15 protein-coding genes are annotated in these 16631 nt (G+C 64.3%); 11 read left to right on the top strand and 4 right to left on the bottom strand.

The window, feature by feature from the left end; all coding sequences use genetic code 11:
- Positions 1–36: 36 nt before the first annotated feature.
- Positions 37–711, bottom strand: coding sequence for a GntR family transcriptional regulator (locus tag RA24_RS19750; protein WP_019294370.1), 675 nt, complete (start codon positions 709–711; stop codon positions 37–39).
- Positions 712–818: 107 nt separating this feature from the next.
- Between RA24_RS19750 and RA24_RS19745 the strand changes: the two genes are divergently transcribed.
- From RA24_RS19745 to RA24_RS19715, 7 genes are all read left to right on the top strand, one after another.
- On the top strand, positions 819–1421 hold the full coding sequence (locus RA24_RS19745; protein WP_019294371.1) for an amino acid synthesis family protein: 603 nt from the start codon (positions 819–821) through the stop codon (positions 1419–1421).
- A complete protein-coding gene (locus RA24_RS19740) occupies positions 1393–2196 on the top strand; it encodes an alpha/beta fold hydrolase (RefSeq protein WP_039193782.1) in 804 nt (267 codons plus the stop codon). Before RA24_RS19745 ends, RA24_RS19740 begins: the two co-directional genes overlap by 29 nt.
- Positions 2193–3119: a flavin reductase gene (locus tag RA24_RS19735; protein WP_039174081.1), complete on the top strand. Its 927-nt coding sequence runs from the start codon at positions 2193–2195 to the stop codon at positions 3117–3119. Before RA24_RS19740 ends, RA24_RS19735 begins: the two co-directional genes overlap by 4 nt.
- Positions 3116–4153 carry an LLM class flavin-dependent oxidoreductase gene (locus RA24_RS19730; RefSeq protein WP_039174085.1) on the top strand — a complete coding sequence of 346 codons (1038 nt, stop codon included), beginning with the start codon at positions 3116–3118 and terminating at the stop codon, positions 4151–4153. The genes RA24_RS19735 and RA24_RS19730 overlap by 4 nt, the downstream gene beginning before the upstream one ends.
- Before the next feature lie 12 nt (positions 4154–4165).
- Positions 4166–5629 carry an aldehyde dehydrogenase gene (locus RA24_RS19725; protein WP_039193778.1) on the top strand — a complete coding sequence of 488 codons (1464 nt, stop codon included), beginning with the start codon at positions 4166–4168 and terminating at the stop codon, positions 5627–5629.
- Between the two features lie 179 nt (positions 5630–5808).
- Positions 5809–6015: a dodecin gene (locus RA24_RS19720; protein WP_039193776.1), complete on the top strand. Its 207-nt coding sequence runs from the start codon at positions 5809–5811 to the stop codon at positions 6013–6015.
- Between the two features lie 90 nt (positions 6016–6105).
- Positions 6106–7002, top strand: a complete 897-nt coding sequence (locus RA24_RS19715) for a complex I NDUFA9 subunit family protein (RefSeq protein ID WP_039193773.1) — start codon at positions 6106–6108, stop codon at positions 7000–7002.
- A gap of 30 nt (positions 7003–7032) precedes the next feature.
- Here the strand turns inward: RA24_RS19715 and RA24_RS19710 are convergent, their stop codons facing one another.
- Positions 7033–8007: a GlxA family transcriptional regulator gene (locus RA24_RS19710; protein WP_039193771.1), complete on the bottom strand. Its 975-nt coding sequence runs from the start codon at positions 8005–8007 to the stop codon at positions 7033–7035.
- A 128-nt stretch (positions 8008–8135) separates the two neighbouring features.
- Between RA24_RS19710 and RA24_RS19705 the strand changes: the two genes are divergently transcribed.
- The 4 genes from RA24_RS19705 (at position 8136) to RA24_RS19690 (ending at position 14450) form a co-directional block, all read left to right on the top strand.
- Entirely contained in the window at positions 8136–10082 is a 1947-nt protein-coding gene (locus tag RA24_RS19705) for an acetoacetate--CoA ligase (protein ID WP_039193769.1), read from the top strand.
- A gap of 18 nt (positions 10083–10100) precedes the next feature.
- A complete protein-coding gene (locus RA24_RS19700; RefSeq protein WP_019294380.1) occupies positions 10101–11018 on the top strand; it encodes a 3-keto-5-aminohexanoate cleavage protein in 918 nt (305 codons plus the stop codon).
- Between the two features lie 88 nt (positions 11019–11106).
- On the top strand, positions 11107–12528 hold the full coding sequence (locus RA24_RS19695) for a carnitine 3-dehydrogenase (protein WP_039193767.1): 1422 nt from the start codon (positions 11107–11109) through the stop codon (positions 12526–12528).
- A gap of 230 nt (positions 12529–12758) precedes the next feature.
- Entirely contained in the window at positions 12759–14450 is a 1692-nt protein-coding gene (locus RA24_RS19690; protein ID WP_019297426.1) for a BCCT family transporter, read from the top strand.
- Between the two features lie 72 nt (positions 14451–14522).
- Here RA24_RS19690 and RA24_RS19685 read toward each other — a convergent pair whose 3' ends face one another.
- Together RA24_RS19685 and RA24_RS19680 are read right to left on the bottom strand one after the other, a co-directional pair.
- Positions 14523–14867, bottom strand: a complete 345-nt coding sequence (locus tag RA24_RS19685) for a RidA family protein (RefSeq protein ID WP_039148384.1) — start codon at positions 14865–14867, stop codon at positions 14523–14525.
- A 95-nt stretch (positions 14868–14962) separates the two neighbouring features.
- Positions 14963–16624: an acetolactate synthase large subunit gene (locus RA24_RS19680; RefSeq protein WP_039193765.1), complete on the bottom strand. Its 1662-nt coding sequence runs from the start codon at positions 16622–16624 to the stop codon at positions 14963–14965.
- Between the last annotated feature and the right edge of the window lie 7 nt (positions 16625–16631).

The raw sequence follows: 16631 nt of genomic DNA, 5'->3' as shown, positions 1-16631 counted from the left end.
CGATTTTTCATGGCCGTTTCCCTCGCAGGGAAACGGCTATTTTTCGTTCAGCAGCCGTTCGGCGGTGTTTTTGGCGTCGCTCAGGTGCCGTTCGATGGCGGCTTGCGCAGCCTTTGCATCCCCCGACACAATCGCCTCGCAAATGTCCTGCATATGGGCGGGGCCGGGCTTCTGGCGCTCCGCGGTCGACAGCGTCACCGCCCGCAGCCGGCTGATGCGGCCGTTCAGACGCTGGGCGATTTCCCAGGCGACGTTGTGGCCTGCGCCGTCAAAGATGATCCGGTAGAACTCTGTCGTGGCGCGCAGCATCGGGGTGGGCACGCCTGCGCCCACGGCCTCTTGCAGGCTCTGCAGTGCCGCCTTCAGCTGCTCTGCCAGCTGCGGCGTGATGTTGCGGGCGCATTCGGTGGCGGCGGCGGTCTCCAGCATCTGGCGGATGTCGTAGATCTGCCGCGCGTCGGCCCATGTGAGCTGCGCCACAATCGGGCCCTTGCCGGGCAGGATCTCCACCAGTCCCTCTGCCTCCAGATAGCGGATGGTTTCCCGCACCACGGTGCGGCTGACGCCAAGCTGGTCGCACAGGGGCCGCTCCACCAGCCGTTCGCCGGGGGTGAACTGGCCGGAGATGATCGCCTCGCGCATCCGTTCCTGCACGATGTCGCGCAGGGTCTGCGGCTGGTGGTCGATTTTGCTCATGATGGGGCTGGTCATAGTTCTTCCGATAACAACGGGGGCAGGGCGGAACAAGTCTGCATTGACATACTGTATGATGGTATACCATATTACGGCAACTGGAATCAGACAAGAAAGACCCGCCCATGCCCGCCGAAATCCGCAAGACGCTGCTGCATGTCGAAGAAACCCTGATCGAGGGCGGCAAGGCAGCGGAAACCCCGCTCAAGATGATTGCCGCGGTGGCAGTGATCAAAAACCCCTGGGCAGGGCAGGGATTTGTCGAGGACCTGCGCCCGGCGATCCACGACTGCGCGCCAGGGCTGGGCGAGAAGCTGACCGCGATGATCCTGGAAGCGGCCGGCGGCGGCGACAAGGTGGAGGGCTACGGCAAATCCGCCATCGTCGGTGTGAATGGCGAGGTCGAGCATGCCTCTGCCCTGATCCACACGCTGCGGTTCGGCAATCACTTCCGCGAGGCGGTGGGGGCGAAATCCTATCTGGCCTTCACCAACACCCGCGGGCCGGCCAATGCTTCACTGCAGATCCCGCTGATGGACAAGAACGACGGCGGGCGCCGCAGCCATTACCTGACAATCCAGCTGTCGGTTGCGGACGCGCCGGGCCCGGATGAGATCGTGATCGCGCTGGGTGCTTCGATAGGCGGCCGTCCGCATCACCGCATCGGCGACCGCTATCAGGACCTGAAGGAACTGGGCCATGACGTCGACAATCCTGCCGCTGTCTGAGCCTTACGGGGCCGTCTCCTGCCATAGGGCAGGGGAGGGGTCTCCGCTGGTGCTGATCCACGGGGTCGGCATGCAATCGGCGGCCTGGGGGCCGCAGATTGAGGCTTTTGCGCAGACCCATGAGGTCATCGCGCTGGACATGCCCGGCCATGGCGGCAGCGCGCCGCTGCCGGAGGGCACCGAACTGCCGGATTATGTGGCCTGGCTGCACGCGGTTTTGCAGGCGCTGGATCTGGGGCCGGTTTCCTTGGCTGGCCACTCCATGGGCGCGCTGATTGCCGGCGGCTATGCTGTCAGCCATCCGGAGAACGCGGCCCGCGTGGCGCTGCTGAACGGGGTGTTCCGCCGTTCCTCAGACGCACGGGCTGCGGTTGAGGCGCGCGCGGCTGAAATCCGCGCGGGCAGCTTTGATCTGGAGACACCGCTGGCGCGCTGGTTCGGGCAGAGTGAGACCGACCAGGCGGCACGGGCGCAGGTCGGGGAATGGCTGTCGGCTGTGAACCTGGCGGGCTACGCAGCCGCCTATACCGCCTTTGCCCGCGGTGACAGCACCTATGCGGACGGCTTTGCGGGCATCCCTTGCCCGCTGCTGGCGCTGACCGGCGATGGCGATCCGAACTCGACACCCGCGATGGCGCAAGCCATGGCGGATGCCGCGCCGCAGGGCAGGGCGGTTGTCATCGAAGGCCACCGGCATATGGTCAACTTGACTGCACCCGCAGCGGTCAATGCCGCCTTGCAGGGCTGGCTGGATACGGAAGGAGCAACGTCATGAGCGAGATCGACCCGCGCGCCTTGCGCAATGCATTCGGCACTTTCATGACCGGCGTTACCGTGGTGACAACCCATGATGCGGACGGAAACCCCATCGGTTTTACCGCCAATTCCTTTACCTCCGTGTCGCTGGACCCGCCGCTGGTGCTGGTGTGCATTGCCAACTCCTCCAGCAACTACGCCGCGTTCGAGCAGGCGGGCGGGTTTGCCGTCAATGTGCTGGCGGAGGACCAGAAGGACGTCTCGAACACCTTCGCACGGCCTGTCGAGGACCGTTTTGCCGCCGTCAGCTGGCAAAGGGGACCGCAAGGCAGCCCGGTGTTCGAGGGTGTCTCCGCCTGGTTCGACTGCACCATGCACAACCGGGTTGAGGCGGGCGACCACCTGATCCTGATCGGACGGGTCGAGGCGTTTGAGACCTCGCCTGCGCCGGGGCTGGGATACGCCCGCGGCGCCTATGTGACAGCGGCGGCGGAGGCCGAAGCCCTGACACAAGGAGCCAAGCTGATCGTCTCGGCATTGATCGAGCATGAGGGCAAAGTGCTGCTCATGGGCAACGATCAGGGCAAGCTGACGCTGCCGGAAATCCGGGTCGGCAAGGAGGGTGCCTCTGCCGCCCTGGCCAAGCTGATCGCGGACACCGGCGTCGAGGCGGAGCCGGGGTTCATCTATTCCGTTTACGAAGACAAAGCGCGCGAACATCAGCACATCTCGTTTCTGTGCCAATCGGCCGGCGGCACACCGGCCAAGGGGGTTTTCACACCGCTGACCCAATCCACGCTGATGGACATTGCCGACGCGGCGATGTGCACCATGCTGGAGCGGTTCGCGAGTGAATCCCGGATGGGCAATTTCGGGGTGTATTATGGCAATCAGACCACCGGGCAGGTCCGCCCCGTGGCGACAGGGAGCAAGGGCGCATGAAATTTTCCCTCTTTGCGCATATGGAGCGGATTTCCGCGGCAGACGACCAGAAGCGGCTTTATGACGAGTTCATCCAGCTGTGCAAAATCGCCGATGACGGCGGTATGCATGCGGTTTGGACCGGCGAGCATCACGGGATGAACTTCACCATCTCGCCGAACCCGTTTCTGAACCTCATCGACGTGGCGCGGCACACCAAGAACGTGCGGCTGGGCACCGGCACGGTGATTGCGCCGTTCTGGCATCCGATCCGGCTGGCGGGTGAGGCGGCGATGACCGACATCATCACCGAGGGCCGCCTGGACCTGGGCATCGCCCGCGGGGCCTATTCGTTTGAATACGAACGCATGATGCCCGGCATGGACGCCTGGGAGGCGGGCCAGCGGATGCGGGAGCTGATCCCGGCAGTGCAGGGGTTGTGGCAGGGTGACTATGCGCAGGAGGGGGAGTTCCACTCCTTCCCGAAAACCACCTCCTCGCCCAAGCCGCTGCAGCAGGACGGGCCGCCGATCTGGGTCGCGGCGCGCGATCCCAACAGTCATGAATTCGCGGTGAAGAATGGTTGCAATGTGCAGGTGACGCCGCTGTGGAAGGGTGATGAGGAAATCACCGACCTGATGGGCAAGTTCAACGATGCCTGTGCGAAACACAGCGACGTGCCGCGGCCCAAGATCATGCTGCTGCAGCACACCTATGTCGCGGACAGCGCCGAGGATGTGAAACGCGGGGCGGAGGAGCTGAACCGTTTCTACTGCTACTTCGGGGCCTGGTTCATGAACAAGCGGGACGTCAGCCAGGGCCTGATTGATCCGCTTTCAGATGAGGAAATCGCCGCGCATCCGTTCTACAGCCCCGAAGCGATGGAGCGCGATCTGGTGATTGGCGAACCGGCGGCGGTGATCGAGCGGCTGAAAAAGTATGAGGCGCTGGGATATGATGAATACTCGTTCTGGATCGACAGCAGCATGAGTTTCGAGCGCAAGAAAGCCTCGCTTGAGCGGTTCATCACCGAAGTCATGCCCGCGTTTCAGTAAGGGAACCTGAGAATGCAGACCTTCCAGCAGTACATCGGCGGTGCGTTCGAGGACGCGAGCGGGACCTTCGAGAGCCTCGATCCGGCTACCGGCAAAGCCTGGGCGCAGATGCCGGCCGCTTCGGCGGCGGATGTGGACAGGGCGGTGCGGGCTGCGGAGGCTGCGTTCTTCTCCCCTGAATGGGGTGGGATGACGGCCACCCAGCGCGGCAAGCTGCTGATGCGGCTGGCTGATCTGGTGGCCGAGAACGCGCCAAAGCTGGCAGAGCTGGAAACCCGCGATACCGGCAAGATCATCCGCGAGACCTCAGCCCAGATTGCCTATGTGGCGGAATACTACCGCTATTACGCAGGCCTGGCGGACAAGATTGAGGGCGCGCATCTGCCGATCGACAAGCCGGACATGGAGGTCTGGCTGCGGCGCGAGCCGGTGGGTGTGGTGGCGGCCATCGTGCCGTGGAATTCGCAGCTGTTCCTGTCCGCTGTGAAGATCGGCCCGGCGCTGGCGGCGGGCTGCACCGTGGTCTTGAAGGCCTCCGAGGAAGGCCCGGCGCCGATGCTGGAATTTGCCCGCATCTTTGATCAGGCGGGCTTTCCGCCCGGCGTGCTGAACGTGATCACCGGCGGGCCGGAGGCGGGGGCGGCGCTGACCAGCCACGCATCGGTCGCGCATGTGGCCTTCACCGGCGGGCCGGAGACCGCGCGCCATATCGTGCGCAATTCGGCGGAAAACCTCGCCTCCACCTCGCTGGAGCTGGGCGGCAAGTCGCCCTTCATCGTGTTTGACGATGCCGATCTGGAAAGCGCAGTGAATGCGCAGGTTTCCGGCATCTTCGCCGCCACCGGGCAAAGCTGCGTCGCGGGATCCCGGCTGGTGATCCAGAAGGGGATCAAGGACGCCTTCCTTGCGCGGCTGAAGGAGAAAGCCGAGGCAGTGGTGATCGGCGCGCCGGATGACATGGCAACCGAGGTCGGGCCGCTCTGCACCCTGAAACAGCGCGACCATGCGGTGCGGCTGATCGAAGCCTCAGTTGCTGCCGGTGCCAAGCTGGTCACCGGTGGCACCGTGCCGGAAGGGCAGGGGTTCTATTTCCCGCCCACGGTGCTGGATTGCTCCGCCGCGCCGGAGGCACCCTGCCTGTCGAACGAATTCTTCGGCCCGGTGCTGTCGGTGGTGGAGTTTGAGACCGAGGCAGAGGCGATGGAGATTGCCAACAACACCGCATTTGGCCTGGCCTCGGGTGTGTTCACCCAGAACCTCACCCGGGCGCACCGGATGATCCGGGGCATCCGGGCGGGCATCGTCTGGGTCAACACCTACCGCGCGGTCAGCCCGATTGCGCCCTTTGGGGGCCATGGGCTGTCGGGCCACGGGCGCGAGGGCGGGCTGCAGGCGGCCTTGGATTACACCAAGGTGAAGGCCGTCTGGCTTCGCACCAGCGATGATCCAATCCCCGATCCCTTTGTGATGCGCTGATCTGAGGCGCTCAGGAACGAGGGGGCTGCCTGCCCCCTCGCGCCCCCCCGGGGATATTTTCAGCCAGGAGAAGAGGAGATCCGCGCCGTGCGGCAGCGGAATCTCTGGACGCGGGCGCGGATCGGGGCACACTTAATCACCACTGCAGCCGCTTTGGATGCAGGTTGAGGAGGTGTGTGATGAGTGACGCAATTTACAAGACGGTGGATGTGGTGGGCAGCTCGCAATCCAGCATTGAGGATGCCATCAGCGGCGCGATTGCCCGCGCGTCCAAGACCATTGACCATATCAACTGGTTCGAGGTCGGGGAGATCCGCGGCCATGTCGAGGACGGCAAGGTGGCCCATTACCAGGTGGGGCTGAAGATCGGCTTCCGGCTGGACTGATCCGGCAGAGACGGGCGCAAGTGGCGCAAGTGGCGCAGCGGCGCGGATGCGCTATCTGTTGGCGCAGACCCGGATGGGGAGCGTTTCCAGATGCAGATCAGCCCCCGCAGCGTGATTGTGCTGGGCGGCACGGGGTTTCTCGGCCGCCGGGTGGTTCGGCGTCTTCAGCAGCAGGGATGCCGCGTCAGCGCAGGCACCCGCACCCCTGGCGCACCAGCGCCGGAGGAATGGGAGACCGGGGTGCAGCAGGTGCAGGTCGATCTTGCGCAGCAGGGTGTCATGGCCCGCGCCCTCAGCGGCGCCGGCTGGGTGGTCAACTGCATCGGCTTTTACACGGAGACACGGCAGCAGAGTTTTCAGGACGTGCACCTGGCAGGCGCCCGCAGGGTTGCCCGGCTGGTGCAGGAGACACCTGGCCAGCGGCTGATCCACGTCTCCGGGATCGGTGCCAGCCTGCATTCGCCCTCAGCCTATGTGCGGGCCAGGGCAGAAGGCGAGGTGGCGGTGCGAAATGCCTGCCCCGATGCGGTGATCCTGCGGCCCAGCGTTATGTTCTGCCAGGGCGGCGTGTTCTTTGGTGATCTGCAAAAGATCGCAGCCCGCCTGCCGGTGATCCCGCTGTTCGGCCGCGGCCGGACCCGGCTGCAGCCGGTTTGGGTGGAGGATGTGGCCGAAGCGGTGGCCTGTGTGCTGGAAGGGCCGCGCGCGCAGCGGAAAGTCTATGAACTGGGCGGGCCGGATGTGTTTGCTTACCGCGACATCCTGCGGCGGCTGGCGGCCCGCAGTGGCCGCCGCCGCCTGCTGCTGCCGGTGCCCTTTGCGCTGTGGCGGCTTGCGGCGGCGCTGTTGGCGCCGCTGTCAAAACCGCCGGTCACCCCGGCGCAGATTGCGCTGATGCGGCGCGACAATACCGTGGGCGCAGGTGTTGCAGGGTTCACCGATCTGGGGATCAAGCCGCATTCCGCCGTGGCGATGGGGCTGGTGTAGATCGAAGGGGTCCTGCCCCCGTCCGCCCTGTCAGCCGCTGGTGTTCCTGACCCAGGGCTTCTCCTGCACTCGTGCCTCGCGGATGGTCCGCCCGTAATGCCCGCTGAACGACCGTCCCAGCGAAGAGGCAGAGGAAAACCCGCAGCGCATCGCAATCTGCTCCAGGCTGAGATGGGTTTCCTCCGACAGGTAGCGGGCGTGCTGGAGCCGCAGCATCTTGTAGTATTTTCCCGGCGTCATGCCGAGTTCGCGCTGGAACGCCCGCGCCAGGGTGCGTTCGGACAGCGACACCCGCTTGGCCAGGGCCGCCGTGCTCAGCGGGGTTTCGATGGTCTCTGCCATCAGGTTCGCGGCCCTCAGGATCTTGGGCGAGCCGCGCTGCTCCAGCCTCGCCGCGCCGCGGTTCAGTTCTGACTGGCGCGACGGGTCATAAAAAAACATCGTTGAGGCGCCGAAGGCGGCGGCGGAACCGTAAAGATCCTGAATGAGGCTCAGCATCATGTCGAGCGCGGTGCTGGCGCCGCCGCAGGTCAGGAAGGGGCCGGAGCGGACAAAGCGGGCTGTCGAAACCTCGGCCTTCGGGAAGGCCTCGGCAAAGGCGTCCAGCTCCTGCCAGTGGATCGTCGCGCTGTGCCCGTCCAGCACCCCTGCCGCAGCCAGAAGCCAGGCGGCGGTATCGAGCGCCAGAACCAGCCGGGCAGCCCGTGTGGCGGTCCTGAGCTTGGCCAGCAGGGCAGGCGTCACCTGTTCGCGCACATGATAGCCCGCAACCAGAACCAGGGTGCGGTTGCCCTGGCCTTCGTCAAAGGCGCCGTCGGGGGTTATCTGCAGCCCGCTGGAACTGCGAACCGGCGCCCCGTCCAGCGTGCTGACACGCCATCCGGCAACATCCTGGCCCGCATTCATCCGCACGTCGCGCAGCGGTTCCATGGCGCTGGCCAGCACCATGTTGGAAAACCCCTCGAACAGCAGGAATTCGAATATTGGCGGCGGATTTGTCTGCATCTGTATAGTATTTGACCGAAAATGTATAAGCGCTGCGTCAACTCCTGCGCTAATCACGCAGGAAGTCAAGCATCTTGACGATCCGCCGAAGACCACCTGACGCCTGCTCTCTAACCGCTGATACCTTCATGACCACCGCTCCTCTTCTCTGGCAGCCGGATCTTTCGGCGCGCCGCAAACCTTTGCTGTCCGGCTTCATGGCGCAGGCTTCTGCTGCCGCTGGCTCAGCTCTGGACAGCTTCGCCGCTCTGCATGCCTGGTCGGTTGCGCAGCCGCAGGACTTCTGGCCGCTGGCCTGGGAGTTCTGCGGGCTGGAGGGCGACCCGGGGGAGGTGCCGCTGCTGGACCATCAGGACCCGATGCAGGTGCGCTTCTTCCCCGAAGCGTGGCTGAACGTCGTGGACACATTCCTGAAGAACGCGGACGGGCGCGAGGCAATTGTGTTCATCGGCGAGGACGGGCGCCGCATGGTCTGGACCCGTGCCGAGCTGAAGCGCGAGGTGGAAATGCTTGCCGCCGCGCTGCGGGACGCCGGGATCGAGGCTGGCGACCACGTCGCGGGCTATGTGCCGAACATGCCGCAGACCGTGGCGGCGATGCTGGCCACCGCCTCGCTGGGCGCGGTTTGGTCCTCCTGCGCGCCGGAAAGCGGGCCGGATGTGGTGGTCGACCGCTTCGGCCAAATCGAACCCAAGCTGATGTTTGCCGCCGACGGCTATTTCTACAACGGCAAGGTGTTTGAGACCCGCGCCGCCATTGCCGAGGTCGCGGCCCGGGTGCCGTCGGTCCGGCAGATCGTGGTCTGGCCCTATGCGGGCGAGGCGCAGGACCTGCCGAAAGGCATGACCGCCTATGAGACTTTCAAGCAGGCAGACGCCCCGGCGCTGGACTGCTGTCAGATGGGCTTCCGCGATCCGCTCTATGTGATGTTTTCCTCCGGCACCACCGGCAAGCCCAAGTGCATTGAGCATTCCGGCGGCGGCACCCTCCTGCGGATGCTGGTGGAGCAGCAGCTGCACTGCGACCTGCACCCGGGCGACCGGATGTTCTATTACACCACCTGCAACTGGATGATGTGGAACTGGCAGGTGGCGGCGCTGGCCTCCGAGGCTGTGATCGTGCTGTTTGACGGCAATTCGATGTATCCGGGCATGCGCCGGCTGTTTGACCTGGCGGAGGCCGAGAAGGTCACGCATTTCGGCATTTCCGCCAAATACATCGATGCCTCGCTGAAACGCCGCAACCGGCCTGCGGACAGTCATGACCTGGCTGCGCTGCGGGTGGTTCTGTCCACCGGCTCGCCGCTGTCGCCCGAGGGCTTTGCCCATGTCTACACGGACTGGAAAGCGGATGTGCAGCTGGCCTCGATCTGCGGCGGCACCGATATTCTGGGCTGTTTCATCGGCGGCTGCCCGGTGCTGCCGGTGCATCAGGGTGAGATCCAGGCGCCGATGCTGGGGCTGGACGTCGCAACCCTGAACGATCAGGGCGAACCGGTTGAGGGCACGGCTGGCGAACTGGTCTGCCGCAATGCGCATCCGTCGATGCCGGCGCGGTTCCTGAACGACCCCGGCAATGCCCGTTACCGTGCCAGCTATTTCGAAACATACCGCAATATCTGGCGGCAGGGCGATTTCACCATCCGCACGGAACACGGTGGCTACGTGGTGCTGGGGCGCTCGGACGCGACGCTGAACCCTGGCGGCGTGCGGATCGGCACGGCAGAGATCTACCGGCAGCTCGACAAGATCGGCGAGGTCGCGGATGCGGTGGTCGTGGGCCAGAGCTTCGACAACGACGTGCGGGTGGTGCTGTTTGTGGTTCCTGCCGAAGGTGCAACGCTAGACGACGCGCTAACCACCCGGATCAAAACGGAAATCCGCAAAAATGCCTCACCGCGTCATGTGCCCGCGAAAATCATCGCCGTCGCAGACATCCCGCGCACCAAGTCCGGCAAGACCGCCGAGCTGGCGGTGCGGGATGTGGTGAACAAACATCCCGTCCGCAACCTCTCCGGCCTCGCCAATCCGCAGGCGCTGGAGCTGTTTGCGGATCACCCCGAATTGCAAGCTTAACCCCAAAGGAGCGAAACCATGCCCCTGACCATGAACCGAGACGTCTTCATCACTGCCGCCGTGACCGGCTCTGGCGGCACCCAGGACAAATCCCCCCATGTGCCGCGCTCACCCAAGCAGATTGCCGAATCCGCGATCGCGGCGGCCAAGGCTGGTGCGGCGGTGGTGCATTGCCATGTGCGCGACCCGGAAACCGGTGCACCGTCCCGGAAACTTGAGTATTACCGGGAGCTTACTGACCGCATCCGCGATTCCGAAGTTGACGTGGTGCTGAACCTGACCGCAGGCATGGGCGGCGACATCGTGTTCGGCTCGACCGAAGCGCCGCTGCCGGTCAACGAGGCGGCAACCGACATGATCGGCGCCACCGAGCGGATGGCCCATATCGCCGAATGCCTGCCGGAAATCTGCACGCTCGACTGTGGCACCATGAACTTTGCCGAGGCCGATTACGTGATGACCAACACGCCGGGCATGCTGCGGGCGATGGGGCAAATGATGACCGATCTGGGCGTGAAGCCGGAGATCGAGGCGTTTGATACCGGCCACCTGTGGTTTGCCAAGCAATTGGTAAAAGAAGGAATTCTGGAGCCGAACGCGCTGGTGCAGCTGTGCATGGGTGTTCCGTGGGGCGCGCCGAACGACCTCAACACCTTCATGGCGATGGTCAACAATGTGCCGTCCGACTGGACCTGGTCGGCGTTCTCGCTGGGCCGGGACCAGATGCCCTATGCGGCGCAGTCGGTGCTGGCGGGCGGCAACGTGCGGGTCGGCCTTGAGGACAACCTGTTCCTGGACAAGGGCGTGCTGGCCACCAACGCGCAGCTGGTGGAGCGCGCGGTCGGCGTGATCGAGGGCATGGGCGCCCGGATCATCGGCCCGGAGGCGGTCCGCGAGAAGCTGGGCCTGACCAAGCGCGCGCCGGTGGCGAAATAAGCCGAAATGCGGGGGTGCCACGCGTGCACCCCCTGTACACCCCCTGTGCACCGGCGGGCGCACAGGGAGGGCGATCAGAGGATAGATTATGAAAACAGCAGCAATCATCGGCGGCGGGGTTATCGGCGGCGGCTGGGCCGCGCGGTTCCTTTTGAATGGATGGAACGTGCGGGTGTTCGACCCGGACCCGGAAGCGGAGCGCAAGATCGGCGAGGTGCTGGCCAACGCCCGCCGCTCGCTGCCGTCGCTGTATGACAAGGCGCTGCCGGCCGAAGGCGAACTGACCTTCCACACCGACATGGCTGAGGCGGTGGCAGATGCCGCCTGGATCCAGGAGAGCGTGCCGGAGCGGCTGGACCTGAAGCACAAGATCCACGCTCAGCTGCAGGAGCACGCACCGGCATCTGCGGTGATCGGCTCCTCGACCTCCGGCTTCAAGCCCTCGGAACTGAATGCCGAAGGCGCCCGCGCCGTGGTGGCGCATCCGTTCAACCCGGTTTACCTGCTGCCGCTGGTCGAGCTTGTGGGCGATGCGGACACCTGTGCCAAGGCTGCGGATCTGCTGCGCGAGGTGGGGATGTACCCGCTGACCGTGCGCAAGGAGATTGACGCGCATATTGCCGACCGTCTGCTGGAAGCGGTCTGGCGCGAGGGGCTGTGGCTGATCAAGGACGGCATCTGCACCACTGAGGAGCTGGACGAGTCGATCCGTATGGGCTTTGGCCTGCGGTGGGCGCAGATGGGTCTGTTCGAGACCTACCGGATTGCCGGCGGCGAGGCGGGTATGAAGCATTTCATGGCGCAGTTCGGCCCGGCGCTGGAATGGCCCTGGACCAAGCTGATGGATGTTCCGGAGTTCACCGAGGAGCTGGTCGACCTGATCGCGGGCCAGTCCGATGCGCAATCCGGCCATATGCCGATCCGCGCGCTGGAACGTCTGCGCGACGACAACCTGGTCGGCATGATGCGGGCGCTGAAGAAATCCGGCAGCGGTGCCGGCGGTGTCATCAACACCCATGAGGCCACGCTGCCCGTGCCGGACGCGGTGGAGCTGCCGGTCACCGTCAGCCGCCCGGTGCCGCAGAGCTGGACCGACTACAACGGCCACATGAACGAGGTGCATTACACCGAGGCCTCGGCCCAGGCGACCGACCGGTTCATGGAGATGATCGGCTGCGATGCAGACTACATCGCCGCGGGCGGCAGCTACTTCACCGTCGAGAACCACGTGCGCTTCCTGGATGAGCTGCATGAGGGCGATGCGCTGACAGTCACGACCCAAGTGCTGCAGGGGACCGGCAAGAAGATGCATCTGTTCCACCGCCTGTTTGGGCCCGAGGGCAAGCTGGCGGCAACTGTGGAAACGCTGCTCTTGCACATGGACCTGAACGCGCGCGGCACCTCGCTGCCGTCGCCGGAGGTTGCGGACAAGCTGGCAGGTTTCGCTGCGGCGCACGCGGGTCTGCCGCTGCCCGAAGGTGCCGGGCGCCACGTCGGACAGCGCGGATGACTTGGAAACCCGGCGGCTCGCGCGCTGCCGGGTTTCTTTTTGCGGGCCGGGTCTCCTCCCCGATCCGGCCCGTTTTTTATTGATTGGCGGTCTGCTGCGGATGCGGCGGCCGGGGGAGGATCAAGCCGGAGCGCGGCGGGGAAAGCTTCATCCCGTCAGGGCGTTCTGATCAGCCTGCCGGGCAAGGAGGGTCCCGGCGCTGAGATACCTGAAATCTACGGGAGGACCAAATGTCTGAAGAAAACTCCAACAGCCACCTGGTGGCAAAATCCGGTTTCTTTACCGGCCTGCATCCGGGGATGAGCATTGCAGCCAAGGGCATGATCGCTGCCTTCGTGATCTTCACGGTCATGAACGTCGAGTTCGCCGGAGGCCTTTACAAGTCGATCCGCAGCTGGATCGAAAACGGGCTCAGCTTCTACTACATCACCCTGTTTTCCATCGGGCTTTTTGTCTGCTTCTGGCTGATGTTCTCGCGTTTCGGAAAGATCCGCCTGGGCGATGACGACTCGCGTCCCGAATTCAGCAACTTCAGCTGGTTCTCGATGCTGTTCTCCGCAGGCATCGGCATCGGCATCCTGTTCTTTGGTGTTGCCGAGCCGATCTTCTACTTCGACACCTCTGCAGTCTGGGGCTATCCCAACAACCCGCATGCGGACCTTGCGGGCCATACGGAAATGGACATGCAGCGCGCGGTGGACGCGATGCGCGTGACCTTCTTCCACTGGGGCTTCCACGGCTGGGCGTTTTACGTACTGGTTGGTCTGAGCCTGGCGTATTTCGGGTTCCGCAAGAAGCTGCCGCTGACCCTGCGGTCGGCGCTCTATCCGCTGATCGGCGAGCGCATTTACGGCCCGTGGGGGCACGCAGTGGACCTTCTGGCGGTGTTCGGCACGGTGTTTGGCGTCGCGACCTCGCTCGGTCTGGGCGTCAGCCAGATGGCGGCGGGTCTGAACCATCTGTTCGGTGTTGATCCCGGCACCGGCACCAAGCTGGTTCTGATCGCGGTTGTGTCGGTCATCGCAACTATTTCCGCGGTGTCCGGCGTTGGCAAGGGCATCCGCATCCTGTCGGAATGGAACATCTGGCTGTCGATCGTGCTGCTGGCAGCCTTTGTGATCTTTGGGCCGTTCCAGTGGCTGATGGGCCTGTTTGTGACAACACTTGGCGACTATGTTGCAAGCTTCGTTCCGATGGGGTTCTGGACGGCAACCGAAGGCCCGGATGTGGCCTGGCAAGGTGGCTGGACGATCTTCTACTGGGGCTGGTGGATTTCCTGGTCGCCGTTTGTCGGCGTGTTCATCGCCCGCATTTCGCGCGGCCGGACCATCCGCGAATTCATGGTCGGGGTGATGTTTGTTCCCACCACCATCGCGTTCTTCTGGCTGTGCATGTTCGGCGGCAACGCGATCTGGCAGGAGATGCACATGGGCTCTGGCATTGCTTCGGCTGACGGGGCGGGCATCATCCAGACCGTGCGCGACTGGAACCTGCCGAGCGCGCTGTTCGGGACCATCGACAACATCGGCGCCACCAGCTGGATGGGCGACATGAGCTGGGTCAGCTGGCCGATGTCGCTGCTGGCGACGTTCCTGTTGTTCTCGTGGTTTATCACCTCGTCGGACTCCGGCACGCTGGTGATCACCACCATGCTGTCGATGGGCGATGACAACCCGCCGAAGAAGTTCCGCATCATCTGGGGCCTGGGCGAAGGCGTGGTTGCGGCGGCGCTGCTGCTGGCCGGGGGGCTCGGCGCGCTTCAGACCGCGTCGATTGCGGCGGCCTTCCCGATTTCCTTTGTGCTGATCGCAATGATCTGGGGTTTGCTGAAGTCGCTGCACGACGATCCTTCGGCGTCGCCGATCTCGGTTGAGACGGTGGCAGCGGACGGAACCCGTATGAAGCAGGACCTGCACGCCTGAGGCACGTAAGGTTTCCGCAAAAGGAAAGCGCCGGGCTGGTGAGGCCCGGCGCTGTTTTTGTGCGGGTAAAGGTCAGTCGCAGGCGGCGGTGACGATGATTTCCACCTTCAGGATTTCGCGGGCCAGCTTGGCCTCGCCGCAGGCGCGGGCGGGGGCGTGGCCCTCGGGAACCCAGGCATTCCAGACCTCGTTCAGCTCTGCGAAATAGGACATGTCGGAGAGCCAGATCACGGTCTGCAAGAGGCGGGTCTTGTCGCTGCCGGCCTCTGCCAGCAGGGCGTCGACCTTGGCGAGGATCTCGCGGGTCTGGTCGGCGGCGGTTTCGGCCTCGGACACCTGGCCGCTGAGGTACACAACGCCGTTGTGCTTGACGATTTTGCTGGAGCGGGCGGTGGTGCCGATGCGGGTGATGGTCATGGGATTTGCCTTTCCTTGGGTAAGCTGCCGCGGTCATAGCGGCCGCGGCAGCCGGGGGAAAGGGCGGGCAGATCAGGCCACCTGGATCAGGCCCGTCAGATCAGGCAGGTCTTGGCGGCCAGCTCATCAATCAGCACCCGCTGGTTTTCGCTGTAATCGACCGGCACGTCGATCAGATGCACGCCGCCCGCGGCAAAGGCGGCCTCGAACGTTGGCGCCAGGTCTTCGGTCCGTTCAATCCGGTGGCCGGTGGCACCGTAGCTGGCGGCGTATTGCACGAAATCGGGGTTGTTGAATTCCAGCCCCCAGTCGGCAAAGCCGACATGCGCCTGTTTCCAGCGGATCATGCCGTAGGAACTGTCGTTCAGCACCGTGACCACGAGGTTGAGGCCAAGCCGCACCGCGGTTTCCAGTTCCTGGCTGTTCATCATGAAGCCGCCGTCGCCGCAGATCGCCATCACCCGGCGGTCCGGGTTCAGAAGTGCGGCCATCATTGCCGAAGGAAGCCCCGCGCCCATGGTCGCCAGCGCGTTGTCCAACAGGACGGTGTTGGGGTGATAGGCCTTGTAGTTGCGGGCATACCAGAGCTTGTAGATGCCATTGTCGAGCGCGATGATATCGCAGTCCGCCATCACCTTGCGGGTGTCGGCGACCAGCCGCTGCGGGATCACCGGGAAGCGCGGATCATCGGCGAGTTCAGTGATATGGCTGTCGGTCTCCGCCTTCATGCGCTGGAAGAAGCTGCGGTCGAAATCGAGCGGCCCGCCGAGGATGTCTCCCAACCTGGTGATGGATCCTTCCAGATCGCCCACCACCTCTGCTTGCGGGAAATAGACCTGATCGACCTGCGCCGCCTTGTAGTTCACATGGATCACTTTGGTGCCGCCCTCGGTCATGAAAAAGGGAGGCTTTTCGACCACGTCGTGGCCGACGTTGATGATCAGATCGGCGCGTTCGATGGCGCAGTGCAGGTAGTCGCCATCCGACAGCGCCGCGGTGCCGAGAAACAGGTCCGAGCTTTCGTCAACCACCCCCTTGCCCATCTGGGTATTGAAGAAGGGGATTTGCACCCGTTCGATGAAATCACAGAGTGCCGAGCGTGCCTTGCGGCGGTTTGCGCCGGCGCCGATCAGCACCAGTGGCATTTTGGCGGCGCGGATTATGTCAGCCGCTTCGGTCAGAACGGCCTCGTCCGGCACGGCGTAATGGCGGGCGTGCGGGGGAATGACAGAGGCGTCTGTGTCCTCCGCCGCGATATCCTCGGGCAGTTCCAGCAGCACCGCGCCGGGGCGTTCTTCTTCGGCCACGCGGAAGGCCTCGCGGATCAGCGCGGGGATGGTGTTGCCGTGCACGATCTGACGCGACATCTTGCAGACCGGATCAAACAGGTTCACCACGTCGATGATCTGGAACCGGCCCTGCTTGGATTTCTTGATCGGTTTCTGCCCGGTGATCATGATCAGCGGCATCGCCCCCAGATGGGCATAGGCCGCCGGCGTGGCGAGGTTGGTGGCGCCGGGGCCAAGCGTTGCCATGCAGACGCCCGGTTTGCCGGTGAGGCGGCCATAAGTTGCCGCCATGAATCCGGCGCCCTGCTCATGCCGGGTCAGCACCAGTTTGATCTTTGAGGTGCGCAAGGAATCCAGCAGATCAAGGTTTTCCTCACCCGGGACACCAAAGACATATTCGACGCCTTCGGCCTCCAGCGCGGCCACAAGAAGGTCGGATGCTTTGGCGGGGCGGTCAGAATCTGGCATGGAATCT

This window comes from Leisingera sp. ANG-M6 (assembly GCF_000813905.1).
GTDB lineage: Bacteria > Pseudomonadota > Alphaproteobacteria > Rhodobacterales > Rhodobacteraceae > Leisingera.
The sequence above is the reverse complement of the archived record's forward strand: the minus strand, read 5'-3'. Positions and strand labels throughout refer to the sequence as shown.

Bases quoted from the DNA above. Each gene is read 5' to 3' on its own strand.
- RA24_RS19750 (WP_019294370.1), bottom strand. From the start codon at position 711: ATGACCAGCCCCATCATGAGCAAAATCGACCACCAGCCGCAGACCCTG.
- RA24_RS19745 (WP_019294371.1), top strand. From the start codon at position 819: ATGCCCGCCGAAATCCGCAAGACGCTGCTGCATGTCGAAGAAACCCTG.
- RA24_RS19740 (WP_039193782.1), top strand. From the start codon at position 1,393: ATGACGTCGACAATCCTGCCGCTGTCTGAGCCTTACGGGGCCGTCTCC.
- RA24_RS19735 (WP_039174081.1), top strand. From the start codon at position 2,193: ATGAGCGAGATCGACCCGCGCGCCTTGCGCAATGCATTCGGCACTTTC.
- RA24_RS19730 (WP_039174085.1), top strand. From the start codon at position 3,116: ATGAAATTTTCCCTCTTTGCGCATATGGAGCGGATTTCCGCGGCAGAC.
- RA24_RS19725 (WP_039193778.1), top strand. From the start codon at position 4,166: ATGCAGACCTTCCAGCAGTACATCGGCGGTGCGTTCGAGGACGCGAGC.
- RA24_RS19720 (WP_039193776.1), top strand. From the start codon at position 5,809: ATGAGTGACGCAATTTACAAGACGGTGGATGTGGTGGGCAGCTCGCAA.
- RA24_RS19715 (WP_039193773.1), top strand. From the start codon at position 6,106: ATGCAGATCAGCCCCCGCAGCGTGATTGTGCTGGGCGGCACGGGGTTT.
- RA24_RS19710 (WP_039193771.1), bottom strand. From the start codon at position 8,007: ATGCAGACAAATCCGCCGCCAATATTCGAATTCCTGCTGTTCGAGGGG.
- RA24_RS19705 (WP_039193769.1), top strand. From the start codon at position 8,136: ATGACCACCGCTCCTCTTCTCTGGCAGCCGGATCTTTCGGCGCGCCGC.
- RA24_RS19700 (WP_019294380.1), top strand. From the start codon at position 10,101: ATGCCCCTGACCATGAACCGAGACGTCTTCATCACTGCCGCCGTGACC.
- RA24_RS19695 (WP_039193767.1), top strand. From the start codon at position 11,107: ATGAAAACAGCAGCAATCATCGGCGGCGGGGTTATCGGCGGCGGCTGG.
- RA24_RS19690 (WP_019297426.1), top strand. From the start codon at position 12,759: ATGTCTGAAGAAAACTCCAACAGCCACCTGGTGGCAAAATCCGGTTTC.
- RA24_RS19685 (WP_039148384.1), bottom strand. From the start codon at position 14,867: ATGACCATCACCCGCATCGGCACCACCGCCCGCTCCAGCAAAATCGTC.
- RA24_RS19680 (WP_039193765.1), bottom strand. From the start codon at position 16,624: ATGCCAGATTCTGACCGCCCCGCCAAAGCATCCGACCTTCTTGTGGCC.